The organism is Lacinutrix venerupis, from assembly GCF_003663945.1.
In the GTDB taxonomy this organism is placed as follows: domain Bacteria; phylum Bacteroidota; class Bacteroidia; order Flavobacteriales; family Flavobacteriaceae; genus Lacinutrix; species Lacinutrix venerupis.
Genome location: NZ_RCCH01000001.1, coordinates 506,867 through 532,937 on the forward strand (window position 1 = coordinate 506,867; position 26,071 = coordinate 532,937).

Annotated in this window: 19 protein-coding genes; 16 read left to right on the plus strand and 3 right to left on the minus strand. The window is 30.7% G+C overall.

Annotated features, from left to right (window positions below):
* Positions 1 to 2: 2 nt before the first annotated feature.
* From CLV86_RS02395 to CLV86_RS02405, 3 genes are all read left to right on the plus strand, one after another.
* The gene (locus CLV86_RS02395) at positions 3 to 2,465 is read left to right on the plus strand and encodes a TonB-dependent receptor (protein ID WP_121049228.1); all 2,463 of its coding nucleotides are present in this window, start codon (positions 3 to 5) and stop codon (positions 2,463 to 2,465) included.
* A 167-nt stretch (positions 2,466 to 2,632) separates the two neighbouring features.
* Positions 2,633 to 3,133 carry a hypothetical protein gene (locus tag CLV86_RS02400; RefSeq protein WP_121049231.1) on the plus strand — a complete coding sequence of 167 codons (501 nt, stop codon included), beginning with the start codon at positions 2,633 to 2,635 and terminating at the stop codon, positions 3,131 to 3,133.
* A 388-nt stretch (positions 3,134 to 3,521) separates the two neighbouring features.
* Positions 3,522 to 5,366 carry a PLP-dependent aminotransferase family protein gene (locus CLV86_RS02405; protein WP_121049234.1) on the plus strand — a complete coding sequence of 615 codons (1,845 nt, stop codon included), beginning with the start codon at positions 3,522 to 3,524 and terminating at the stop codon, positions 5,364 to 5,366.
* A gap of 58 nt (positions 5,367 to 5,424) precedes the next feature.
* On the opposite strand, the gene CLV86_RS02410 is transcribed toward CLV86_RS02405, so the two are convergent.
* Both CLV86_RS02410 and msrA read right to left on the minus strand, forming a co-directional pair.
* Positions 5,425 to 5,727, minus strand: a complete 303-nt coding sequence (locus tag CLV86_RS02410) for a hypothetical protein (protein ID WP_076732966.1) — start codon at positions 5,725 to 5,727, stop codon at positions 5,425 to 5,427.
* A gap of 159 nt (positions 5,728 to 5,886) precedes the next feature.
* Positions 5,887 to 6,438: a peptide-methionine (S)-S-oxide reductase MsrA gene (gene msrA, locus CLV86_RS02415; protein ID WP_076732965.1), complete on the minus strand. Its 552-nt coding sequence runs from the start codon at positions 6,436 to 6,438 to the stop codon at positions 5,887 to 5,889.
* 177 nt (positions 6,439 to 6,615) lie between these two features.
* Between msrA and CLV86_RS02420 the strand changes: the two genes are divergently transcribed.
* The 13 genes from CLV86_RS02420 to CLV86_RS02480 all read left to right on the plus strand — a co-directional run bounded on the left by CLV86_RS02420 (position 6,616) and on the right by CLV86_RS02480 (position 25,093).
* Positions 6,616 to 9,063: a DUF5916 domain-containing protein gene (locus tag CLV86_RS02420; protein WP_121049237.1), complete on the plus strand. Its 2,448-nt coding sequence runs from the start codon at positions 6,616 to 6,618 to the stop codon at positions 9,061 to 9,063.
* Positions 9,064 to 9,114: 51 nt separating this feature from the next.
* Entirely contained in the window at positions 9,115 to 9,789 is a 675-nt protein-coding gene (locus CLV86_RS02425) for an ABC transporter ATP-binding protein (protein WP_121049241.1), read from the plus strand.
* Positions 9,790 to 9,847: 58 nt separating this feature from the next.
* Entirely contained in the window at positions 9,848 to 10,537 is a 690-nt protein-coding gene (locus CLV86_RS02430; protein WP_076732960.1) for an LOG family protein, read from the plus strand.
* Positions 10,538 to 10,666: 129 nt separating this feature from the next.
* Positions 10,667 to 13,492, plus strand: a complete 2,826-nt coding sequence (locus tag CLV86_RS02435; protein WP_121049245.1) for a gluzincin family metallopeptidase — start codon at positions 10,667 to 10,669, stop codon at positions 13,490 to 13,492.
* Positions 13,493 to 13,654: 162 nt separating this feature from the next.
* Positions 13,655 to 16,066 (plus strand): alpha-ketoacid dehydrogenase subunit alpha/beta, encoded by a 2,412-nt coding sequence (locus CLV86_RS02440; protein ID WP_121049248.1) that lies wholly within the window; start codon positions 13,655 to 13,657, stop codon positions 16,064 to 16,066.
* A gap of 317 nt (positions 16,067 to 16,383) precedes the next feature.
* A complete protein-coding gene (locus tag CLV86_RS02445) occupies positions 16,384 to 18,819 on the plus strand; it encodes an MORN repeat-containing protein (protein ID WP_121049251.1) in 2,436 nt (811 codons plus the stop codon).
* Between the two features lie 37 nt (positions 18,820 to 18,856).
* Positions 18,857 to 19,816 (plus strand): hypothetical protein, encoded by a 960-nt coding sequence (locus CLV86_RS02450; RefSeq protein ID WP_147427010.1) that lies wholly within the window; start codon positions 18,857 to 18,859, stop codon positions 19,814 to 19,816.
* 10 nt (positions 19,817 to 19,826) lie between these two features.
* Entirely contained in the window at positions 19,827 to 20,846 is a 1,020-nt protein-coding gene (locus CLV86_RS02455; RefSeq protein WP_121049258.1) for a hypothetical protein, read from the plus strand.
* Complete coding sequence (locus CLV86_RS02460) at positions 20,843 to 21,892, plus strand: hypothetical protein (RefSeq protein WP_121049261.1); 1,050 nt, start codon at positions 20,843 to 20,845, stop codon at positions 21,890 to 21,892. Before CLV86_RS02455 ends, CLV86_RS02460 begins: the two co-directional genes overlap by 4 nt.
* A gap of 154 nt (positions 21,893 to 22,046) precedes the next feature.
* Positions 22,047 to 22,517, plus strand: a complete 471-nt coding sequence (locus tag CLV86_RS02465) for a hypothetical protein (RefSeq protein WP_121049264.1) — start codon at positions 22,047 to 22,049, stop codon at positions 22,515 to 22,517.
* A gap of 208 nt (positions 22,518 to 22,725) precedes the next feature.
* Positions 22,726 to 24,327 carry a class I SAM-dependent methyltransferase gene (locus CLV86_RS02470; RefSeq protein ID WP_121049267.1) on the plus strand — a complete coding sequence of 534 codons (1,602 nt, stop codon included), beginning with the start codon at positions 22,726 to 22,728 and terminating at the stop codon, positions 24,325 to 24,327.
* A 4-nt stretch (positions 24,328 to 24,331) separates the two neighbouring features.
* On the plus strand, positions 24,332 to 24,595 hold the full coding sequence (locus tag CLV86_RS02475; protein ID WP_076732953.1) for a DUF202 domain-containing protein: 264 nt from the start codon (positions 24,332 to 24,334) through the stop codon (positions 24,593 to 24,595).
* Between the two features lie 9 nt (positions 24,596 to 24,604).
* Positions 24,605 to 25,093: a P-loop nucleotide/nucleoside kinase family protein gene (locus CLV86_RS02480; RefSeq protein WP_121049269.1), complete on the plus strand. Its 489-nt coding sequence runs from the start codon at positions 24,605 to 24,607 to the stop codon at positions 25,091 to 25,093.
* A 48-nt stretch (positions 25,094 to 25,141) separates the two neighbouring features.
* Here the strand turns inward: CLV86_RS02480 and CLV86_RS02485 are convergent, their stop codons facing one another.
* Positions 25,142 to 25,978, minus strand: coding sequence for an alpha/beta fold hydrolase (locus CLV86_RS02485; protein WP_121049273.1), 837 nt, complete (start codon positions 25,976 to 25,978; stop codon positions 25,142 to 25,144).
* Positions 25,979 to 26,071 lie beyond the last annotated feature (93 nt).

Consider the following 26,071-nt stretch of genomic DNA (forward strand, 5'->3'; position numbering starts at 1 on the left):
CCTTGACTACAAAAACTAACTTACTAAAATTATTAGTATTACTACTTCCTCTTTACACATTAGCACAAACAGCAATTGTAAATGGTGTAATTTTAGACGACAGTAATTTTCCGCTTCAGGCAGTAAATGTAAAAACCCGAACAGATGGTACAGCTACAAACGATACTGGTTTTTATGAAATTACTATACCATCAAACACAGATGTAACATTAGTATATTCTCACGTTTCTCATAAAAATGTAACCATAACTGTAAATTTAAAAAATGGAGAAGTTTTCGAGTTTAATCCAGTTTTAAAAACCGATGTCGATCAAATTGAAACCATTGTACTTAACGGCAAAAAACGTAAAGATGTACAAGGCATTGTAAACATAGACCCAAAAACACTAATTAAAATTCCTGGAGCTCAAGCTGGTGTAGAAAATTTATTAAAAACATTACCTGGAGTTAGCAGCAATAACGAATTAAGCACACAATATTCTGTACGCGGTGGAAATTTTGATGAAAACCTTGTATACGTTAATGGTATAGAAGTTTACAGACCATTTCTTGTACGTTCTGGACAACAAGAAGGTTTAAGTTTTATAAATAGCGATTTAGTACAAAATGTAGATTTTTCTGCAGGAGGTTTTCAAGCTAAATATGGAGATAAATTATCTTCGGTTTTAGATATTACATACAAAAGACCAAAAGATTTTGCTGTTGCTGCAGATTTAAGCTTACTTGGCGGAAGTCTTGCTGTAGAATCTGCAAGTAAAGATTCTAAATTTACAAGCATAACAGGTTTACGCTATCGTGACAATTCACTTTTAGTACAAGCTAAAGAAACAGAAACCAATTATAATCCTGTATTTGCAGATGTGCAAACGTTTTTAACCTATAGATTTACAGATAAATTTGAATTAAGTTTCCTTGGTAACGCTTCTTTAAACAAATACGATTACGAACCACAAGCCAGACAAACAAATTTTGGAACATTAGATAATCCTGTAGCATTATTAGTAGATTACGAAGGTCAAGAACGTGATAAATACCAAACACTTTTTGGTGCTTTACAAGCCAGTTACGAGTTAAACGACAAAGTCACTTTAGGCCTGGTTGCTTCTACTTACCATACTATAGAAGAAGAACATTTCGATATTTCTGCACAATACAGTTTAGGTGAAGTTAACAGTAATATTGGCGATGAAAATTTAGGTGAAGTTGAATTTTCCGAAGGTATTGGCGGACAGTTAAACCATGGACGTAACGACATTGACGCCTTAATTACAACTATAGAACATAAAGGAACAGCAAATATTAATGAAAATGAAATTAAATGGTCTGTTAAATACACAAACGAAGACATTAGAGACCGTTTAATAGAATGGGAAGTTATAGACTCGGCAGGATTTTCTATAAATGCACCAAACTCAAATAGTTTTAACCAAGAACCTTACGAGCCAGACACCTTTCCTATAACAGCTTTTCAAAATGCAAGAGCCAGAAATAATACACAAATAAACAGAATACAGGCGTATTTACAATGGAGTAAACGCTCTACTTTGGGCGATGCAGATGTTTGGTACAATGCTGGAGTTCGCGCACATAACTGGCAAGTAACAGACAGCAATATTACTGGAGACAACCAATTAGTAGTAAGCCCAAGAGCACAATTTGCTATTAAACCAGATTGGGAAAAAGACATGCTATTTCGCTTAAGTGGTGGTTTATATTACCAACCTCCATTTTATAGAGAATTGCGTGACGCAAATGGAACTGTACAACCTAATGTAAAGGCACAAAAATCGGTACACGTAGTATTAGGAAACGATTTTAGTTTTAAAATGAACGAGCGCCCATTTAAACTATCAACAGAACTGTATTATAAAAACTTAACAGATGTTAATCCATACACTGTAGAAAATGTACGTATTCGTTATGCTGCAGATAATAGCGCTACAGCTTATGCTTATGGTTTAGATATGCGATTAAACGGTGAGTTTGTTCCAGGTACAGAAAGTTGGTTTAGTTTTGGCTATCTTAAAACCGAAGAAAACATTAACAACAGAGGTGATATTGCCAGACCAACAGACCAACGCTTAAAGTTTGCCGCATTATTTCAAGACTATGTACCAAACTTACCAAATTTTAAAATGTATTTAAACTTAGTGTACAATACAGGTTTACCTGGTGGTTCTCCAAGTTATGCAGATAAATACCAATACCAAAACCGTTTACCAGATTATAAACGTGCAGATATTGGTTTTCAGTTTGTACTTGTAGATGCTAAAAAGCAATTTGATAGCGGTTGGAAAAAACCGTTTAAAGATTTATCTTTGGGTTTCGAAATTTTTAATGTTTTCGATGTACAAAACTCAATCACCAATACTTGGGTGCGCGATGTATATAGTAAAAGACAATATGCTATCCCAAATTACTTAACACCAAGAGTGTTTAATGTTAGAACAACTATGAGGTTTTAAAACATAACAAATTCAATTATATATTATTTTTTGAAATTTCGCATGATTGACTTTCTCGTTTTTTTCCGCTAACTTCGTTTACTTGTGCTGAACTAGTTTCAGTATCGTTTGATATAAAATATTAAAATGATTTGATATTAATTAACACGTTACCACACATTTGAGGAATGAAAGATAATAGGGATTTAATTTTAGAGTTTTTATCTGAAAATAGGGATAGGCATTTTAACCAAATGGAATTAAAACAAAAATTATTTCCTGAATTAAATAAAGACCAAGTAAAAGAACTTTTACAGCAAATCATTGAATATAAGTCAAGTTTAATGAGAGTCGGTACTGAATCTACTATAGGGATTTTACCTGTAAAACACAGTGGACTTATAGACGATTTTCTTTTAAAAGGTGGGTTTAATAAAATAGAATCGGATTTAAAATCTGATTCCGAGTTTGATAAAGAAAAAAACAAACTTGATTTAGAAATTAAACTTTTACAAAAGAACAAATTAGAATATGAGGAAACTATTCGTGAACAAAATAACCGAATAAGAAATCTAACGGAAGACCTTAAATTTATTAGTTTAATACAAAAATATTGGTGGGTTGTTATTACTTGTATAGGTATTGGATGGTCTTTAGGAGAAATTCTGGACAAATTAGGATGGACATAAAAAATACAAACCCAATCCAAGCCCAAAACAATTGACAATATGCATTTATTTTAACTAATGTTTTGTTATGAAATTTTGACGTAATATTTGAATTTTAAATTAATAATCTGATTATAAAAACGTGTGGTAACACCGTATATAATTTATTACTAGTTCTGGCCTACTTACAAAAATACTCTCCTATTTTCTATTCTGTATTTATTAAATTACGTGCAAAACCCACGTAACAAACCATACACAAACACGTAAACAAACTTCCCCAAAATCAGCATTAAAATTGAAAACTAAATTATTTCTTAATATATAGCCAACTATTTCATAAAGTCTCACTTCTACTCTATCAAAACCTTAGATTCTTGTATATTTGCTGTCTTAAAAAAGTAAGAAAATGCAAGACAATACAATGCTAAATTATATTAATAATGTTTTAGAAAATATGCCTTTAGATTGGTTAAAGCTAACAACCCATCGATTGGATATCTACAACGAGGCATTAGCTAAAACACAGTTTTTAGAGCAATTTGAAATTTTATATAATAATAACAATTATAGTACTTCAGAATTAGAAAAATTACCAACAGCATACGATTATATAAGATTAGGTCATCCATTATCTTGTATATTAGAATGGACCGTTGGAAAATTAAATAATATAGCACCAGAAAACGTAATAAGTTTTGCATCGCAAACCATGCCTATTTTAGCTATTCTTAGAAAAAACAGCTTTAATAATAAAAACACACAAATAGTTTATACTGAAGCTTTACCAGATTGTTTTAATGAAGCTATTTTAAAAAATGTGTATGGTTATACTTTCAATTTAAAAAAAGTTGACAAAGCAGAAGATGTTTCGACCTTTAACGGTAGTACTATTTTTATTTCTAATCAAGAAAATATTAACAACGTAGCGCTTACACCAAACATCGATTTCTACATTAATTTACAAAACAATATTGGTAGTATTTTAATTGCAAATGGAGAAGAAAATAACAATTATATTTCAGAAATTCAGCATGTAAGACGTCGCGAATCTATAGCAATGACTCCTAGTAACGTGAATGTAGTTTTAAAAGCAATTGCGCTACAATCTTCTTACAACAACCAGGTTGATATAGATAAAACAAGTAAAACAGAAGTTTTAAGTTTAATTAATAAAATTTCTGGATCTAATACTAAAGCCTTAGTAGCATCAAGTGGCCTATCTATTCAATATGCTATTTTAATGGGCTTAATTCATGATGCTTTAGAGCATAATCCAGAAAAAGCTATAAAAATTGTTGTACCACCAAATTGTTATGGCGGTACAAACGACCAAGCAAGACGTGTTGCAGTAAGTATAGATAATGTGGAAATTGTAGATTTACCTGTAGATGGTGACGCCGATATGGTTAGTAGTATAGATCGTGTTTTAAATACAATTGCTACACAAGATGCTATACCGTACATTATTGCAGAAATTCCAACCAATCCACGAGTAGAAGTTCCTAATCTTACAGCGTTAAAAGAAGCTTTAACTAAAGTAAGAAAAACTAAAAATGGCGATACTGCCATAGATCCTGTTTTTGTTTTAGATCAAACATTTTGTCCTAATGTACAGTTTTTAGGTAAAGGTAAAATACTTTCAACCGTTAGAACAATTTCATTTGCAAGTGGCTCTAAATTTCCAAGTGGCGGACAATGTACTGCTGGTTACTGCGTAGGAAATACAAAAACAGAATCGTTAATAGAAAAAATAGAAACACATCTTAAGCTTTGCGATAATGAAGCCACTTCGCTTCAATATCAAATATTAGCAAAGCAAATGCCTTCAATGAATAAAAGAATTATTGATGCTTATAAAAATACACGTGAGTTTGTAAACTATATTCACGAAGTTTTACCAGAAGCAAAAATAAATTTTGTTTCTAAAGACTTAGCGGAACAAGAGTTTATGCCTTCTGTTTTCTCTCTAGATTTACCTACAAAAGGAAATACTAACGAGGAAAAAGAGACTTATAAAAGAGCATTAAATTTAAAACTCATTAATTTAATGATTACCGAAATTCCTAACGAAAGTAAATTTTGTGTAAGTTATGGGCAATTAAAAGGCTGCTACTGGACGGTGCCTGCAACCTCTACACAAGGTACAACTAAGGAAGGTGATAAAGACTATATTGTTCGCGCTTCGTTATCTGCAAATATGGATTTAGAAAAACATAAAGAAGTGTTTTTAAAATTTGTTAAAAGCATTTAATCTATATAAAAAAAGCACTCTACGGAGTGCTTTTAATTTTTATAACATATCGATTATATTAACTAACTTCAATAACCGTTTCTTTCGTTTTTGTTTTAAAAACGTATGTATATAACCACATTAGTGTAAATGTTGGTATAACATCTAATCCTGGCATTGCTTCTTCTATAAAAGAAACTGCTGCACCTAATTTTCCTGCATTACCTTTATAAAGTTTAGTCATTAAATATGCTGAAGCTGGAGCCCAAACAACATCTATTATCTCTCCTATTCCAGGAATAATAAAACTGGCGTATCCTACAGCATCAAAAATAATACTTGCTGCTAAAATTTTGTATTTGTTGGTGTTTTCTAAATTCATTGTGTTGTAATTTTGTTAATACTTTTTATAAATCAAATAGTGTTCCGTTTTTTACTTATATCATAAAAAAACTATTAAAACCACTAAATTTGAAACCTATAATTATCTATTAGTAAAGGTTTTACAGTATTTGTTACAAAACAATTAAATTAAAAAATGCTAAGTAGTAGGTTTTAACTTATTACTATAATAAGTATTAAGTTTTTTAAGTTTGGGATGGATAACAAACTGGCAATAAGAGTTTTCTTTATTACGCTCGTAAAATTCATGATGCTCTTGTTCTGCTCTATAAAATACATCAAAAGCAGTAACTTCGGTAACAATAGTATCATCAAAAATCTGCTCGCTATCTAAATGTTTTATAAATGCTTCAGCTTGATGTTTTTGTTCTTCATTATGATAGAATATAGCCGAACGATATTGTGTACCAATATCATGACCTTGTCTATTTAATGTTGTTGGGTCATGAGTTGCAAAAAATATTTCTAATAACTCTATATAACTAATCTTATTAGAATTATAGTATAACTGTATAGCTTCAGCATGTCCTGTTCTTCCAGTAGTAATTTCGCGATAAGCAGGATTTTTAATATGTCCACCAGTAAATCCAGAAACCACTTGCTCTACACCTACTACTCTATTAAAAACAGCTTCGGTACACCAAAAACATCCATTTGCAAAAGTTGCTATATTTAAATTGTTCTTTTCCATAATTTAAATTTAATTAAAAAAGTCCGTTTTTAAAGCATAACCTTACTTTACCAATATTATTTAACTTTTTTTTGTGAAATAAAAGCAACTACAAAATTAGATTTGTAACCGAAAACTGTAACAATTAAAAATTTCGCAAGTCTTTAGACTACAAATACTAACTAACCACTTTCTTTAATGAAACTTTTTTCGACTATTTTATTCGCCTTTGTTTTCACAATATCATTAAGTGCTCAAAACAAAAAAACTTATACGATTACCCGAACTAATAATGCTCCAAAAATTGATGGTGTTCTAGATGATGAAGTTTGGAAAACAGCACAAATAGCTACAGATTTTGTACAATTTAAGCCAACTGCTGGTAAAATAATGCAAAAAAACAAAAGAACAGAGGTTAAAATGAGTTACGACGATTCTGGAATTTACATTGCAGCCTATTTGTATGACAATCCTGAAGATATGTTAAGACAATTTACACAACGTGATGATTTTGGACAGTCAGATTTTTTTGGTGCTGTATTTAACCCAAATAACGACGCTCAAAACAATACAGAATTTTTTGTATTTAGCTCTGGAACACAAGCCGATGCTACCGAAACGCCAAGCAACGGCGAGGATTTTGGATGGAATGCCGTTTGGGAAAGCGCAACACAAACCGTTAGTGATGGTTGGATTGTAGAAATGAAAATTCCCTACAGAACTTTAAGATTTACACAACAAGACAACCCAACTTGGGGCATTCAATTTCACAGACACTATAGAAATACACGCGAACAAACAACGTGGAACCCAATAGACATTACTAGTGGTGCTAATATTGGTTTTTTTAATGGAGAATTAAATGGTTTAAAAAACCTTGAACCTCCTACCCGACTAAGTTTCTATCCGTTTGCTTCTTTTGTAACAGATAGTTTTGATGGAGAAACCATAAACGATTTTAATGCAGGTTTAGATATTAAATACGGTATAACAGAAAATTTCACACTTGATGCTACATTAATTCCAGATTTTAGTCAAGTTGGTTTTGATGATGTTCAGCTTAATTTAGGACCATTCGAGCAACAATTTTCTGAGCAAAGACAATTCTTTACAGAAGGTACCGATTTATTTACCAAAGGAAATTTATTCTATACAAGACGTGTAGGTAGTGCTCCTACAGGTTACCCAACACTAAATAGCAACGAAGAAATAGTTGATGGTTATCCACAAAAAACAAATTTACTAAATGCTGTAAAAATCTCTGGAAGAACCAAAAACGGCTTAGGAATAGGTTTTTTTAATGCTATAACCGAAAAAACAGACATCGACATTATAGACAAAACAACTGGTCAAAAACGCACAGAAACAGTAGAGCCTATCTCTAACTATAATATTCTAGTTATAGACCAACAGTTTAACAAAAACTCTTCAGTAAGCTTAATAAATACAAATGTAACTAGAAATGGATCTAATTTTAGAGATGCTAATGTTACAGGATTATTATTCGATTTAAAAAACAAAAAAAACACCTATGGAGCCGAAGCTCAAATAAAAATGAGTAACCTTAATTTACAAGATGGTACACAAACAGGATTAAGCTCTTTACTTGCATTTGGTAAAAATAGCGGGCAGTATAGATGGAGTGCTTACCATGAATTTGCAGACAAAGATTACGATATTAACGATATGGGTATCTTGTTTAGAAATAACTATAATAATTTTGGAGCAGAATTTAATTATCAAATTTTTGAACCTACAAAAAATCTAAACAACTTTTACATTGGCACTTGGGCTAACTATAATAGCTTATTTAGACCAGGAACTTTTACAGGCTTTAATTTTGGCGGAAGTGTTTCAGCAACAGGAAAAAAGAGTTTAATGGGTTATGGTGGTAATTTTAATGTACAACCTGGCAAACAGTATGATTATTTTGGGCCTCGAGTAGATGGTCGTTATTTTATAACTGAAGACTGGTTAAATAGTAGCGTATGGATATCTTCTAATTACAATAAAACATTTGCCTTAGATGCAAACTTAGGTTACGAAACTTTATTTGAAGAAGGAAGGTCTTACCAAAGCGTATTTTTTGGCTTATCACCTAGATTTAAGGTAAACGAAAAATTTATTGTGGTTTACGAGTTCGATTACGACCAAGAACTTAGAGAAAGAGGGTTTATAGATTTTATTGGAGACGATATTATTTACGGACAACGCGATCAAATTACAATAGAAAACGGTATCTCTGCTAGCTATAATTTTAATGCCTTAAATAGTTTAACTTTAAGTTTTAGAAACTATTGGAGTGCTGTACAATACGAAAATAACATTTTTGTATTAGGCGAAAATGGAAGGCTAAATAGAGACGATAATTACACAAAAGAAGACATAGAAGATCCAGATGTAAACTTTAGCACATGGAACTTAAACTTAACATACTCATGGCAATTTGCTCCTGGAAGCTTTTTAACAGCCCAATATAGAAATCGTATTTTTAATAGAAGTAACGATGGAGCTCAAGCTTTTCAAGACACTCTTGAGGATTTATTTAACCAGCCTTCTGGTAACACCTTCTCTCTTAAAATGGTTTATTTTATAGATTACAATAATATTAAAAACGTATTTAAAAATAAATCTAATACCATTTAAAAGTTGTGCATTTGTTAGTAAAGTAGTATTTTCAGCCTCTTAATTTTGCATATGATTAAAGCTGAAAATATTCATAAATATTACGATGAATTACACGTACTAAAAGGCGTAAATGTTCATATTAAAAAAGGAGAAGTTGTATCTATTGTTGGCGCATCAGGTGCAGGGAAAACTACTTTATTACAAATTTTAGGCACCTTAGATGGCATTTCTAAAACCGAAAAAGCTTCTCTAATTATTAATGGAGAAAACATTAGTGCACTTTCCGAAAAGAAATTAGCTAAATTTAGAAATGAAAATATTGGCTTCATATTTCAATTTCATCAATTATTACCAGAATTTACTGCATTAGAAAATGTTTGTATTCCAGCATTTATAAAAAAAACACCTAAAGCCGAAGCGACTAAACGTGCCAAAGAATTATTAGACTTTTTAGGGCTTGAAAATAGATACAACCATAAACCAAACGAATTATCTGGTGGAGAACAACAGCGTGTTGCAGTAGCAAGAGCGTTAATTAACAATCCTAGCCTTATTTTTGCCGACGAACCTTCTGGAAACCTTGATAGCGAAAGTGCCGAAAACTTACACAGTTTATTTTTTAAATTACGTGATGAGTTTGGACAAACATTTGTAATTGTAACCCATAATGAAGAATTAGCAAACTTAGCAGACAGGAAACTAGTTATGGTAGATGGCACAATAAGTAACCAAACAACTATTTAATAATTGTAAGTTTACAACAAAATTTAAGACATAAAATATACTCAATTAAAATAAAAACATGAGAAAAGAACAACATCACAAAGGTTGGAACGAAAACAAAACAAACGATTCTTGGGCAATTTTCAAGATCATGGGAGAATTTGTAAATGGTTTTGAAAAAATGAGTCAAATAGGACCTTGTGTCTCTATTTTTGGTTCTGCAAGAACAAAACCAGATCACAAGTACTATAAATTAGCCGAAAGTGTAGCTAAACAAATTTGCGAAGCAGGTTATGGCGTTATTACAGGAGGTGGACCAGGTATTATGGAAGCTGGAAATAAAGGAGCTCATTTAGCTGGAGGAACATCAGTAGGTTTAAACATCGATTTACCTTTCGAGCAACACGATAATCCTTATATAGATGGAGATAAAAGTTTGGATTTCGATTATTTCTTTGTAAGAAAAGTTATGTTCGTTAAATATTCTCAAGGTTTTGTTGTAATGCCAGGAGGTTTTGGAACTTTAGACGAGTTATTTGAAGCGATTACACTTATACAAACCAATAAAATTGAAAAATTTCCTATTATTTTAGTTGGTACAGATTTCTGGGCAGGATTAATTGACTGGATTAAAGAAACTGTTTTAGGAAAATTTACAAACGTAAGTGCTGGAGATTTAGACTTAATTCACTTAGTAGATACCGAAGACGAAGTTGTAGCAATATTAGACGCATTTTATAAAGAATACGGTTTAAGCCCTAACTTCTAAAAAATTAATAAAACCAAAATGTATTTAATACGTATATAGATTAACAGCAATAATACAATTAAATACAACTATTTCTGTTACATATAATTAAATATAAAACTATAAATCTTTAAAGTCTATAAAAATCCATTGAATCTAAATTTTGCTACCTTATTATTGTGCCTACTATTATGTTTTTCGGCCTCAAGCCAAAACAAGTTAGATATTAATGCAACTTTCGATATCGAAAAGAAAAGTATTAATATTCAACAAACTATTGAGTACTTTAATAACTCAAAAGCAACATTAGATACAATATATTTAACAGATTGGAGCCATAGTTATTCTGCAAAAAACACTCCTTTGGCAGAAAGATTTGCAGAAGAATTTAAAAACACTTTTCATTTTGCAAAAAATGAAGATCGTGGATTTACAACTTTAATATCAATACAGGAAAACAATACCGAAACCCATTTTTCAAGACTAAAAAAGCAACCAGATATTATTAAAGTTGCATTGTCACAACCTTTATTACCTAATAAAAGTTACACTTTGCAACTTAAATATATTGTACAAGTACCTAACGATAAGTTTACGCGTTATGGATTAACTTCAGAAGGCGATTATAATTTAAGATATTGGTACATAACTCCTGCTATTTTTGATGGAAAGTGGAACTACCACAGTAATAAAGATTTAAACGATGCTTATATTCCTAAAGCAGATATCTCCATTAAGGCATCTTATCCTAAAAATTATAGTATAATTTCAGAATTGGACGTTTTTAACAAAACAATTTTAAACAATACTGAAACCACATTTTTTAAAGGAGAAGATAGAATTAACACTAAATTAATTTTAAAACAAAACAACGATTTTAAAACTGTTGAAACAGACTATTTTACTATAGAATCTAATTTAGATGAAAAAGAACTAGCCGCACAGGATATTGCAATTATTAGCGATAATATTGCCGGATACATAACAAAAGAATTAGGTGCATATCCACACACCAAATTACTATTAACACGTATAGATTATAAAAAAAGTCCTATTTACGGACTAAATCTTTTACCTGATTTTTTTAGGCCTTTTCCAGATACTTTTCAATACGAAATAAAACTTTTAAAAACAGCGCTTCACAATTACCTTGAAAATATTGTTTTAATTAATCCTAGAGAAGACCAGTGGGTTATAGATGGTATTCAAACATATTACCTAATGAAATATGTTAAAGAAAACTACCCTAACACAAAACTTACTGGCGCCTTAGGAAATATGTGGGGAATTAGAGCGTTTCATGCCGCAGATTTAAAATTTAACGATAAATATAATCTTGCGTATTTACACATGGCTAGAACCAATCTAGATCAGCCATTAACTATGGCTAAAGATTCTTTATTAAAATTTAATAAAAATATTGGTAACAAGTATAAAGCTGGTTCTGGTTTACGCTATATAAATGAATATAATAATAGTAATGTAGTAGAAACGGCAGTAAAAGAATTCATTCAAAATAACACATTAAAACCAACAACAGGAGAAACTTTTTACAACGCTTTAAAAAACAATAGTAAAAAAGATATTAATTGGTTTTATAACGATTTCTTAAACTCAAATACCAAAATAGATTACAAAATTAAAAATGTTAAGAAAAAAGAAGACTCACTAATAGTTACAATGCTTAACAAAAAAAATAATAATGTTCCTGTGTCATTATTTTCAATAAAAAATGACTCTGTAGTTAATAAACTTTGGGTCAAAGGTTTTAAAGGACAGAAAACCATTACTATTGCAGGCTCAGATGTAGATAGATTAGCATTAAATTACGATAAAATAATACCCGAAGTTAAAGATAGAAATAACTGGAAAGCCGTAAATAAGTTATTAGACAAACCTATTCAACTAAGACTCTTTAAAGATGTAGAAGATCCAGACTATCATCAAATGTTTTTTATGCCAGAGTTTGCCTACAACCTATACGATGGGTTTTCACCTGGATTAAAACTATATAATAAAACAGTGCTTTCTAAAGACTTTTTATACAAATTTAGTCCAAAATACGGTTTAAAAAGTAATGCTTTAGTTGGTAGTGCTTATTTAAGCTATAACAACAGAAAAGAAAATGTTAGAAACTACAGTACAAGATATACGTTTAGAGTAGAAAACTATAATTATGCAAGAAATCTATCTTATACCACTTTTACACCTTCAGTAAGTTTTGCTTTTAGAAATCCTGACGATTTAAGAAAAAATAAAAAACAATATTTAAATTTTAGATATGTTAGTGTTGATCGTGACGAAGATCCAACTGGAGAGTTTGAGGTAGAAGGAGAACCAAAATATGGTGTTTTTAACGCTAATTTTGCCTCGATAAACAATAATTTGAAAAATTTTAGCTCTTTAGATACAGATTTACAACTAGCAAAAGACTTTGGTAAGCTTTCGGCAACTTTAGAATTTAGAAAGCTAACAGAAAACAATAGACAGTATAATTTTAGAGCTTATGCTGGCGCCTTTTTATACAATAACACTTTTGAAGATACCAACTTTTTTAGCTTTGCTTTAGATAGACCTACCGATTATCTTTTTGATTATGATTATTTAGGAAGAACAGAAGACGATGGCATTACTAGCCAGCAACTTATTCTAGCCGAAGGTGGATTTAAGTCTCAATTACAACCAGCATTCGCAAATCAATGGATTACAACAATAAACACAAGTACTACCATATGGCAATATATTATGGCATATGGAGACGTTGGTTTTGTTAAAAACCACAACACAAATGCTAAGTTTGTATACGATGCCGGAATACGCTTAAACCTCGTGCAAGATTATTTCGAATTGTATTTACCTGTTTACTCTAATAAAGGATGGGAAATAGCACAGCCAGAATACGATAAAAGTATTCGTTTTATAGTTACATTATCTCCTAGCACATTGCTTAAATTATTTACCAGAAGATGGTATTAAATTTTAAATAATCTTCAACGAATTTTTAAAATATTGAATAATTATGAATTATTCTTAATTATTACAAGGCAAAACTAAATATTTATCATTTTTTTAAGACTCTTTCGTATTGCAAAAATCACTTTTATTAGTTAAGTTTGTAATTGCAAAAAACCATAAACTATGAATACAAATTCCGACTTAAAAAAAGAGTTATCCTTTAACGATTTTAAATCTCAAGTCTTAGAAGATTATAAAGTTGCTGTAACAAGTCGAGAATGTAGCCTACTTGGTCGTCGTGAAGTTTTAACTGGTAAAGCCAAATTTGGAATTTTTGGCGACGGTAAAGAAGTACCACAATTAGCATGGGCAAAAGCTTTTGCTAATGGTGATTTTAGATCTGGATATTATAGAGATCAAACTTTTATGATGGCTATTGGAGAATTAGACATTCAAACTTTTTTTGCCGGTTTATATGCAAATACAGATTTAACTTTAGAACCAATGTCTGGAGGTCGCCAAATGGGTGGTCACTTTTCTACATTTAGTTTAGATGAAAATGGACAATGGAACGACCTTACTAAGCAAAAAAATTCAAGTTCAGACATTTCTCCTACAGCAGGACAAATGCCAAGACTTTTAGGCTTAGCACAAGCATCTAAAATATACAGAAATGTAAAAGGTATAAATACAAATAAATTTTCTGTTAAAGGTAATGAAGTTGCTTGGGGAACTATAGGTAATGCTAGTACAAGTGAAGGTTTGTTTTTCGAAACCATAAATGCTGCAGGTGTATTACAAGTACCAATGGTAATTAGTGTTTGGGACGACGAATACGGTATTTCTGTACATGCAAAACATCAAACTACAAAAGAAAATATTTCTGAAATATTAAGTGGTTTCCAACGTGATAACGAAGCCAAAGGTTACGAAATTTTAAGAGTTAAAGGTTGGGATTATGTAGCTTTAATTGAGACTTATCAAGAAGCAGCTAGAATTGCAAGAACAGAACACGTACCTGTTTTAATTCACGTTAACGAATTAACACAACCTCAAGGACATTCTACATCTGGTTCTCACGAGCGTTATAAAGATAAAGAACGTTTAAATTGGGAAGCAAAAATGGACTGTAATCTTCAATTACGTAATTGGATGATTGAAACAGGAATATCTACAGATGAAGAGTTAATAGCTATAGAAAAATCTATTAAAAAAGCGGTTAGAGAAGGTAAAAAAGCAGCTTGGAACGCTTATTTAAATCCTATTTTAAACGAAAGAAATCAAATTTCTAAAATTATATCTCAAGCAGCAGCATCTAGCTCGAATAAAGTATTTATTGAAAAAATAAATAACGATATGTTAGCTATTGCAGAACCATCTAGAAAAGATGTTGCTTCTGCCTCAAGACGTGTTTTAAGATATTTAGTATCAGAAAACTCGCCAGCTAAAACACAATTAATACAGTGGATAGATACTTATTTTAATACTATTCAACCTAAATACAGTTCTCATTTACAAAATGAAACACCTTCTGCTGCAAAAAACATAAAAGAAGTTAAACCTATATATAAAGGTAGTAACGAAGAAGTGGACGGCCGTGTGGTATTAAGAGATAATTTTGATGCTATATTCAATAAATATCCGCAATCATTAATTTTTGGTGAAGATGCTGGAAATATTGGAGACGTTAACCAAGGTTTAGAAGGCTTACAAGAAAAATATGGCGAATTACGTGTTGCAGATGCTGGAATACGCGAAGCTACTATTTTAGGCCAAGGTATTGGTATGGCAATGCGTGGATTAAGACCTATTGCAGAAATTCAATATTTAGATTATTTAATGTACGCCTTACAAATAATGAGCGACGATCTTGCAACTGTGCATTATAGAACAAAAGGTCGACAAAAAGCACCATTAATTGTAAGAACTCGTGGACATAGATTAGAAGGTATTTGGCATTCTGGCTCACAAATGGGTGGTATATTAAATCTAATTCGAGGTATACATGTTTTAGTACCTAGAAATATGACTAAAGCTGCTGGTTTTTACAACACATTACTAGAAAGTGATGAGCCTGCTTTAGTAGTAGAATGCTTAAATGGCTACCGTTTAAAAGAAAAAAAACCTACAAATTTTGGAGAATTTAAAACACCTATTGGTGTTGTAGAAGTTACAAAAGAAGGAAGTGATATTACATTATTATCTTATGGCTCTACTTTTAGAATTGTTCAAGAAGTAGCTAAAGAATTACTTCAAGTCGGAATAGATGCCGAAGTTATTGATGCACAATCATTACTACCTTTCGATATCAACCACGATGTGGTAAAAAGTTTAGCAAAAACAAACCGTTTAATGATTATAGACGAAGATGTTCCTGGAGGTGCATCGGCTTATTTATTAGACGAAGTATTAAATAAACAAAACGGTTACCAGTATTTAGATGCGGCGCCAAAAACACTTACAGCAAAGGCACATAGACCTGCTTACGGTACAGATGGAGACTACTTCTCTAAACCATCTGCCGAAGATATTTACGAAGCCATTTATGCTGTTATGCATGAAAGCAACCCTAATGATTATCCTAAACTAAGATAATTTTTAGCATAAAAAATAATGAGTCTAAAGCGTTTACCTTCTAGTAAGCGCTTTTTTTTATATTATAAATTAAACAACGCTCTTGAAGGCCTGGTTTTCTTTACTTTGTAAAAAAAATAAGTTAACTTCGTTTACGAACGATATAGTTCATTGAAACGGAACCATATCTTGAACATTGTAGCTAATTTAACAAAACCGTTATCTATTCTGAAACTTAACCAAAAAGAATTTCATTTATATAAACAAAAAAATACGTAATCTGTCGTATTTCTCAAATCACATAGCTATTATAAATTGCCAACCAAAACTAAAAGTTTATGAAGCGTAAAAGTATTTTAATAATAACATTAATAAGTATATTCTCATCAGCATTTGCACAAAATGTCGATTGGATAAATGCACCTGTTAACCCTATTCCACAGGGATGCAACCTCAACAAAACCAACCTTAAAGGTGATGTGTTCCAACATAATTATGACTATTACGATGCACAAGGAAATCGAATATTTTTCGATTCGGAAGAATATGTCACCAAAGACCAGTACAACAGAGTAATTTCTTATAAGTCGCCAACTTTAGGAACAACGCAATACAAGTACGATAGCAAGGGGAATTTAGTCAATTCAGGCGGTATATTGTATGAATATGATAACAATAATCGACTAACCAAAGCGACCTATAGTAATAAAACAGAAACCTATAGCTACGACAAACAAGGTGATATTGTTATAGTATTAAACAATACTTACTCTACTGACGGAAAATTAATTCATAAAAGCAAAGCACATTATAAGAATGGTTTAATTGTTAAAAGAGAAAAAACAATTATAAAAAATGAAATTAACTACTCCTATGAGTTTGATGCACAAGGAAATTGGACAAAACGATTGTATACAGACGCCAATGGAAAACCAACACAAGATCCTTTTCATCAAGTCATTATTTATAGCAACGAGTTGAATAATTTTGCAAGCAATATAAAAATTAAAAGAAGTACAGGTGCTATTAACCTAACTGGTAGAGAACTACCATACATTTATATAAACGACAAACTTGTTACCATTCCGCTTTATAACAAACTAAAAAATGATTATATCTTTTACAATCCATTAACAAGCTCATATTACATTGCACCAAATGCTTATGATGAAACCATACCTACTAACACCACAATTAAACATAAACAACTTATACGAGGCGAAAAAAACATTCTTATAATTAATGGTACAAAAACACGCTTAATTAAAGAAGGTTTAAACAGTTATAAAACATCAAGCAGCTGGAACTATAATAGAGTATTTAATCACGTATTAATCAGTAATGAGCAAGAGGCTTATGTAGCAAAAAATGCATTGCAAAAAGTCCATAACCAAACCACAGCATTCCCAGTATTTGCCATTGCAACGCCTGGTAGCGAGGTATGGTACATCCCTTCTAAAGACCACAAAAACAGCTCTTTGTATGTAAAAGGTAAAAACATAAGTGGTTTTAAAGTGGCTGGTTTTATACAAGGAACCAAAGATTATGTGTTAAGCATTAATAATACGCCAACTTATGTGTTAAGTAATTTTAGTTCGAGCATTGCTGAAGATTTTAATAAAGGCCGTTATTTTAATGCTGCAGTTGATAAGATTTCAAGCACATCAAATACAAATTCAAATACATCACAAAACAAATCATCAACCACTTCGTGCACTTCAGGAAATTGTGCAGATGGTTACGGAACATATACTTATGAAAGCGGTGCCAAAATAGAGGGTTTTTTTAAAAATGGAAAACTTAACGGTTACGGAGAGTTTGTTTACGCTAATGGCGACACTTATAGAGGTAATTACCTTGAAGGTCAACGCGATGGTTATGGCATTTACCATTGGAAACAGAACAACTTACACTATTATGGCCATTGGAAAGATACAAAACAACACGGTTATGGATATTTTGTAAAAAATGGAGAAACTATTGAAGCTGGTATCTATAACGAGGGAAAATTGGTAACCAATCTTTTAACCGACTTTTCTAACGGCAAGTCTAGCGGAAATTGTCTCGGTAATTGTACCAATGGATATGGATCTATTACCTATGATCAAGGTGATGTTTATGAGGGATTGTTTAAAAACGGTAAGCCATACAAAGCTGGCACTTATATGTGGACTAACGGCAATAGTTATATGGGCGATTGGGACGAAAGTGGCAAAATAAATTATACAGGTCAATTTTTTACCAGTTCATTTGTCTATAAAGGTGCCTTTGCATACAATGGATTTATTACAGGACTTGGTGTAAAACTAGATAAAAAAACAAACACTAAAAGCTACGGGGAGTTCAAAAGCGGAAAATTGGTTATAGATTATGCCAATGGACATACATCCGCAGCCACTACAACAAATAACAGTACTGCTTCAAAACAAGCAGAAGAAGCTATGCTAAACTCAGCAAATTCATTAATAAGCTTATACTACAAAAGTAATTCTGAGTTTAAGAAAATTGTAGTTAAACAACATAATAATTTTACACAAAAAATGAGCATTGATAAATTAAATAAACTACACGCATTATTTATTAAACACCTATTTCAATTAGATAAAGTAGTCGCTCATAGATATTTATTATACTTACCAAACCCTTATGCAAGGGTGAATACGAGCAAAATTTTAACCGAATTAAGTAATGAAGAACGAACTTTCATGAGAGAAGAGTCTAAAAGGTTCTCTAGTAAATATAAATTAAAAGAACAATATGTGCCTAAAAATTAAAATCCTTTCAGCTAGCTTATTTTTAAGCTTAAATGCAATGGGGCAATCCTTACCACAAATAAATGTTAAGGATTATGGATTTGAACTAAACACCAATCAAGTTGAAATTACCACCTACAATGTTGAAAATGACAGTGTAGTGGCGTTAGAAATTAGTAGCTACAGCTTTAACAATGAAGGTGCTATGGAAAGCTATGAGTACCGAAATAAGCAAAACAAGTCTTGGAAAAAAGAAAAAAACACGTATAAAAAGGGAAGATTACACAAAAAAACTGGGAAGTTTAGTAATTCTACCCTAAATAAAAAGCATTACTACACCTATGATAACAATGGTCATCTAAGCAATGAACAAATTCGTTTAAATAACGGAAATACCAATACCGTAAAATACGAATATAAAGACAATATGCTTCGCAAAATTAGCAGTACTATAGATGAAACTGTCATCACACATCACTATACCCAAAAAGGGCATTTGTTTAAAAAAGTATACTCTAAGAAAGAAGCTGACAAAACAAATGTTATTTCCAATCACTTTTATTTAGAAGATAAAGAAATTTTCTCTTACACAGCACCAAAAAGTCATTACAAAGCACATATCTATAATGAAAACGTATACATTGGTTTTGAGCTTATAGACGACGAGCGTATTAAAAGCAAACTAGATAGAGGTATACAACGATTTAATAAAGAAGCGCCTAAAGACAATCTTCCGTTCAATTTACAAAAGCATTGTAACCAAACTTGGCAGTTTTACGATAAAAATTTAGACAAAGTAATCCCTTTCGAAATAAAAATTTACAAGTATAAAAAAGATGCTTCAGGCAATAAAATAAAGTATGCCGAAGCAATAGTTGATATAAAAACTAAAACTATTTCTAACCTTAGTTTTTACAAAACAACATTTAAAAATAATACTATTGTAGGTAGTACAGCTTTCGATAAAAACATATTTTCAGAACTTAAAGAAGATATTACCTATATAAATATCCCTTAACACTTCTAAAATGACCTCTACCAATTTTGAAATAAAACCACTATCCTCTCAAGACAGAAATAAACTTAGAAAACAGTACTTATTTGCTGCTTTGTTCTTAGGTGTTGCAAGTGCTATATTTTCTTTCATTTATTTTTTTGTTATAAAACCAGACAATTTCAGCGGGATTCCTATAATTATGTTTTCAATATTTCTGTTATTCTTTGCTGGTATTTTTTCTTATGTATTCTGGAATACCTATATCGATTTAAAACGTGGTATTAAGCACTGTTTTACAGGTGTTGTTACCGATAAGCGTGTAGATAAACACACTACTAAATCAAGAAGTTATAATAACAGAATGGGCACAAATACAAGACACAAGTCTAGCAGAACCTACTATTATATAACTATTGATAACAACGAACACAGCGTGCCTTATTCAAAATATGCAAAAATAAACGTAAACGATAAAGTATATTTAGAGTCTAGTCCTAAAAACAAAGAAGTTTTAGCTTTTACCATATTAGAAAAAAATCAAAATCCTGTTACTAGTACTACCAACACGTCTTATTCTGCTTCTTTTAAAAGTAAAAGCATTACCAAGCCAATGCGCCAAAGTGACATTGATTTAGTAAAAAAAATATTTTTAAAAAAAGTAAGACAAGCCTTAATTTACATGGCTATTTACAGCATTTTATTGTTTACACTTTGGCAAGGAATATTCATCTTTTTAATTCCGGTAATAATCGCCTTTATTTATACTTCAATTAAACTACTTATCTTAATTAACAACTATGCTAAATTTAACAGAAACGGAAGGCTAAAAAACATAACTACGGTACAAGTAACCGATAAATTAACCATGACTTCTAATACTAGCTCAACTAAATTTAGAGTGATAACCAATATTGAAAGTATTGATGTTTCTGAAAAAATATACAAGAAACTAAAGACAAACGCTATTATAGAATTACACAAAGCAACTTTTCTTAAAAACTTAGTAGGTGTTAGTATTAATGAAGGTACACAATATTTAGAAAATTTATGAAAACGGTGTTTGTCAAAATAACATTAAACATAGTACTTATATTTTTTTTAAGTAATAAGCTATATAGCAATGCAGCTCAACCAGGTGTTTGGAATGCAGGTGGAACAGTATTTACAATGCTTTATCCTGAAGATTCTCTTAGCTTTAAAAAAGTGCAAATGAAGCAAGAGCAAATTTACATTCAATTGTACAAAGGCTTTGCGGTTGTAAAAGGTATCTACTGGTTTCGCAATACCACAAAAGACCGCTTACAGTTTAAAATGGGGTATCCTGTAAATGGTATTTATGATGGCGGAGAAACAACCTTAAACCAGGTTAGTATAGATTCATTAAATGAATTTAAAATAAAAGCCAAAGGCAACTGGTTACGACTATTTAAACAATCTTACCCAGAGCTTAATAATAACGATAAAAACCCTATACCATTTAGCGACAATTGGAAAGTATGGGAAATGACATTTAATCCTAATGAAATACAAATTGTTGAAGTATATTTTATAGTAAACACCAGTAATGCGCAAGTAAGAAAGGGTTACAATGTTGATAACAAAAATGCGTTTATTTATCTGTTAGAAAGTGGTAGTGTATGGCAGTCACCAATCGAAAACGCAGCTTTTTATGTACAGTTAATGGATGGATTGCGGCCAACAGATATAAACGGAATTTCTACAGGTTTCAATTTTAAATACAGCGAAAAATATAAATTATTTAGTGGTAAAAAACACAACTTTTCGCCTACCCCAAAAGACAATCTAGTTATTAGCTATCATAATAAAGAAGACGATTTTTTATTTAAAAATAAACTTTCTAAAGCTAACTGTTTATACCTATCTATAAATGATTTAAGTGCTTTACCTAAAAATAACATTGAGTATAAAGCCATAAAGTTAGGCAACCCTTATAGCGTAAAACCTACAGTTGATGGTTTTTTACCAATACTATTAATCTATTTTGTAATGTATCTTCCATGTATTATAATTACTATTTTAATCATACTATTTATACGATATATGCTTAAACGAAGAAAACTAAAAATCAATTCTTAAACTAACCTTAACAATGCATTCCATTATTGAAAAACATATAAAACACTATGCTCGATGGGATTTTTTGGTTTTCACACTCTTTACAATACTTTCCATTTTAAAAGGGAAAACCACCATATTTTATATTCTATATTTTTTTTGGTGCAATGAATTATTGCGCATTATTATTGATCGCCTATTTTATAAAAGTAACTCAAATGCTTTATTAGGATTTTCTAAAAACACCTCTATATTACCTTCGCTTTTCCCAATGGGAATATATTTTGTGTTTATTGTAGTCTTTTTTGGTTTTATTTCCAGCTGGAAAAATGAGGAAATTGCATTAATGAATATGGAAATATTGTTTTTTAAAAATACCTTTTTTGTACTTAACGTAATTTTTGCAACTATAGAACGCATACTACTTCACAGAACACAACAAGCAGTAATAGTTATTTTTGGAATATTTACACCTAATATGCTAATACTCCATATTTCAATTATACTTGGTGCTTTATTAATGTTTTTTGTTATACGTAGTTTTCCCGACATATTTACACCAAGCAACCTTTGGGGTTCAGTTATTATTATCTTTCCATTCATACTTATAAAAGCTTTTTTTGCATATTACAGACAGAATAAATAAAAAAAATAACTGGCTACAACAATGTATAAAATTAATTGCTTGGTTCGATCTTACTTACGAAAATCCTAGTGGATTTTCTATTAGGTTTTTATTTGCTAAATTAGTTGCTTAAACCACGCAACTAATCTTATACAAAACCGTAAACGAACCTTCCCAAATCCCTAAAAAAACTACACTAATATTTCATTTTAAGTTTAATATATAAAAAATGCTAACAAAAAAAGATAAAGTACAACTTCGCGGTACTATTTTTAGACATCTTGATGGTATTGCTACTGCAACTACTGCTTACGCTTTGCATAAAAAAGGAGTATTAGACTTTTTAATAAAAAATAAATCTATTAAGCTATCAAATCTTGCTAATCAATTTAACGCTAATAGCGGTTATTTAAATGTAGCACTTAGAGTTTTATGCTCACAAGATTGGTTAGTACAAAAAATAGATAATAAACATAACACTGTTACCTATACAACTAACGCAAAAAGTAAAACAGCATTTGCTCTCGCTTATTTATATGAAGATGTTGTAAATGTATTAAACTATGCTGTTCGTTTTCCAGAAGACAGACATATAGGAAGCGATGCTTTTATAATTTTAGAACGTGTTTTTAAAAAATACGGCAACAATTATGGTTTAGAAAACATTAAAGAAGACTCTATAGAATATCAAGTTTTAAAACATATCGAAGGATGTCTTGTAGCTCCAATAGCCGTTATGTTAGGCGTAAATGGATTATTTCATAAATATTTCATGGAAGCTTCTTTTTCTGCAGAAGAATACCATAAGGATCCGGAAAGTTTTAAAAAAATATTAGATTTTTTAAGTGATTTAGGTTGGTTTAAAAAGAAAAAAGGAAATTACCAATTTACAGATAGAGGTTTATTTTATGCAAAACGCGCATCAGCTTACGGTGTAACAGTATCCTATCTACCTACATTTTTACAATTAGACGAGTTACTTTTTGGTAATCCTTTAGTTTTAAAATCTAAAGAAGGTGAAACCGAAAAACATGTACATAGAGAAATGAATGTTTGGGGAAGCGGTGGTGCACACTCCACCTATTTTAAAGTAATTGATCAGGTTATTATAAAATTATTTAACAAACCAATAGACGAGCAACCAAAAGGGATTTTAGATATGGGTTGCGGTAATGGTGCTTTTATTCAACATATATTCGATGTTATAGAAAACCAAACATTACGTGGTAAAAATCTTGAAGAATATCCATTATTATTAGTTGGAGCAGATTTTAATAAAGCTGCTTTAAAAGTAACAAGAGCCAACTTAATAAAAGCCGATATTTGGGCAAAAGTAATTTGGGGAGACATAGGAAGACCAGATTTATTAGCAAAAGATCTACATGAAGATTATAATATAGAATTAAAAGATTTACTTAACGTTCGTACTTTTTTAGACCATAATCGTATTTGGCAAGCACCTAAAAAAATAACAAAACGTGTAAGCAACTCTTCTGGAGCTTTTGCTTTTAAAGGAAAACGTATTAATAACAATTTAGTTGAAGATTCTTTATTAGAACATTTGCAAAAATGGAAACCTTATGTAGAAAAGTTTGGGCTATTAATTATAGAACTACACACCATTAATCCAGAATTAACTGGTAAAAATATAAGTAAAACTCCCGCAACTGCATACGATGCAACACATGGTTATAGTGATCAATACATATTAGAAGTAGATGTATTTACTAAAATAGCAATAGAAGCAGGATTAAAACCAGACGCTAATCATTTTCATAAATTTCCAAATAATGAATTAGCAACTGTAAGCGTAAATTTATTAAAAGGATAATATTATGAGTAATGAAATTGATTTAAGTACTAGAGATTGGCTAGCAATAGAACGCACAAAATTAGCTAACGAACGTACTTTTCTAGCTTATTTTAGAACTTTTGTAGTGTTTTTAGGTTTTGGAATATCTATACTTAAGCTAGATTTTTTAAACGAAATTAAATCTTTAGGTATTATATTAACCGTTATGTCTCCTATTATATTAATTATAGGAGTTATTAGACTCTTTAGAGTAAAACTAAAAATACACGAACACTATAAACAATAAAACATTGTAATGATACATCTTATAGTTGGCAGTACAGGTTCTGGAAAAACTACTTATTCTAATAATTTACGTGAAGAAAACCAAGGTGTTATTTTCTCTATAGATAAATGGAATAATATATTATTTATGCCAGATAAAACAAATAAGGATGGTTTAGAATGGATGCTAGAACGTATTGATAGAAGCGAAAAATTAATACAGCATTACATTTTACAATTAGAACACAACGGTATAGATTCTATTTTAGATTTAGGATTTTCTAAATTTTCTCATAGAGAAAAATTTAGGTTATTTGCCTTAAATAATAAAATTAACTACAAATTACATTACCTTGATATTTCTATAGACATAAGGAAAAAGCGTGTAATTAAACGTAACACAGAAAAAGGTAGTACTTATGAGTTTGAAGTTAGAAATGAAGATTTTGAGTTTATGGAGACCTTTTTTGAAGTACCAACCGCCTCAGAACTCGAAAACGGTGTACATATTAAACTATAAAAAAACGTCTGCAATTGCAGACGTTTTTTTATAGTTTATATTATTTTTTTAAGATTTTAAAAATTTCATTAAAATCTCATTCAATTCTTCTTTGTGTGTTATATTTAAACCGTGTGGTCCTCCTTTAATTATTTCGTAAGTTGAATTTTTAATTCCTTTTGCTGCTTGTTCAGAAGAAGTTTCAATTGGTACAGTGGCATCGGCATCTCCATGTACAATTAATGTTGGTACATTAATATTTTTTAATTCCGGTCTAAAATCTGTATGCATCCATGATAGCGCTGCTTGAATAGTAGCTCTTGGTGAAGCGTGAGAAGCTACAATAAAATCGTAATCTAAAACAGCTTCACTAATACGGTCTGCTTTTTTGTTTTCATCAAAATTATAAAATCCTTTATGGAACTCTTTTAAAAATCCAACACGGTCGTTTTCTAAGGCATTTTGAATATCCTTTAAAGCCGATTCTGGAACGCCATCTGGATTATCTTCTTTCTTTTTAACTAAAGGAACAATACTAGAAATTAAAACTGCTTTAGCAATTTTACTATCTCCATAATCTGTTAAGTAACGTACTACTTCTCCTCCACCCATAGAGAATCCAACAATTATTGCATTTTCAAGTTTTAGTTCATTAATAATTGCATCTAAATCACTCGCTAAAGATGAATAATCATATCCATCCCAAGGTGCAGACGAAATACCAAAACCACGTCTATCGTAAGAAATACAACGATACCCAGCTTCTACAATTTTCCAAACTTGGTGTTCCCAAGATTTTCTACTTAGCGGCCAACCATGAATTAAAATTACAGGCTGTCCTTTTCCGTAGTCTTCATAAAATATATCTACTTGTTCTTCACTCTTTTTATTTGTTATAAATGGCATATCATTTTATTTTGGTTAATATTTATTTTAAGCTAAAAATTAGCATACATAAGATAATAAGATAAAAATTTTATAACTGTTAAAGGATTTTTA

Coding starts and splice junctions, on each gene's coding strand:
- CLV86_RS02450 (WP_147427010.1), top strand. CDS start 18,857: ATGGGGCAATCCTTACCACAAATAAATGTTAAGGATTATGGATTTGAA.
- CLV86_RS02460 (WP_121049261.1), top strand. CDS start 20,843: ATGAAAACGGTGTTTGTCAAAATAACATTAAACATAGTACTTATATTT.
- CLV86_RS02445 (WP_121049251.1), top strand. CDS start 16,384: ATGAAGCGTAAAAGTATTTTAATAATAACATTAATAAGTATATTCTCA.
- CLV86_RS02405 (WP_121049234.1), top strand. CDS start 3,522: ATGCAAGACAATACAATGCTAAATTATATTAATAATGTTTTAGAAAAT.
- CLV86_RS02475 (WP_076732953.1), top strand. CDS start 24,332: ATGAGTAATGAAATTGATTTAAGTACTAGAGATTGGCTAGCAATAGAA.
- CLV86_RS02430 (WP_076732960.1), top strand. CDS start 9,848: ATGAGAAAAGAACAACATCACAAAGGTTGGAACGAAAACAAAACAAAC.
- CLV86_RS02425 (WP_121049241.1), top strand. CDS start 9,115: ATGATTAAAGCTGAAAATATTCATAAATATTACGATGAATTACACGTA.
- CLV86_RS02440 (WP_121049248.1), top strand. CDS start 13,655: ATGAATACAAATTCCGACTTAAAAAAAGAGTTATCCTTTAACGATTTT.
- CLV86_RS02420 (WP_121049237.1), top strand. CDS start 6,616: ATGAAACTTTTTTCGACTATTTTATTCGCCTTTGTTTTCACAATATCA.
- CLV86_RS02480 (WP_121049269.1), top strand. CDS start 24,605: ATGATACATCTTATAGTTGGCAGTACAGGTTCTGGAAAAACTACTTAT.
- CLV86_RS02410 (WP_076732966.1), bottom strand. CDS start 5,727: ATGAATTTAGAAAACACCAACAAATACAAAATTTTAGCAGCAAGTATT.
- msrA (WP_076732965.1), bottom strand. CDS start 6,438: ATGGAAAAGAACAATTTAAATATAGCAACTTTTGCAAATGGATGTTTT.
- CLV86_RS02455 (WP_121049258.1), top strand. CDS start 19,827: ATGACCTCTACCAATTTTGAAATAAAACCACTATCCTCTCAAGACAGA.
- CLV86_RS02485 (WP_121049273.1), bottom strand. CDS start 25,978: ATGCCATTTATAACAAATAAAAAGAGTGAAGAACAAGTAGATATATTT.
- CLV86_RS02470 (WP_121049267.1), top strand. CDS start 22,726: ATGCTAACAAAAAAAGATAAAGTACAACTTCGCGGTACTATTTTTAGA.
- CLV86_RS02400 (WP_121049231.1), top strand. CDS start 2,633: ATGAAAGATAATAGGGATTTAATTTTAGAGTTTTTATCTGAAAATAGG.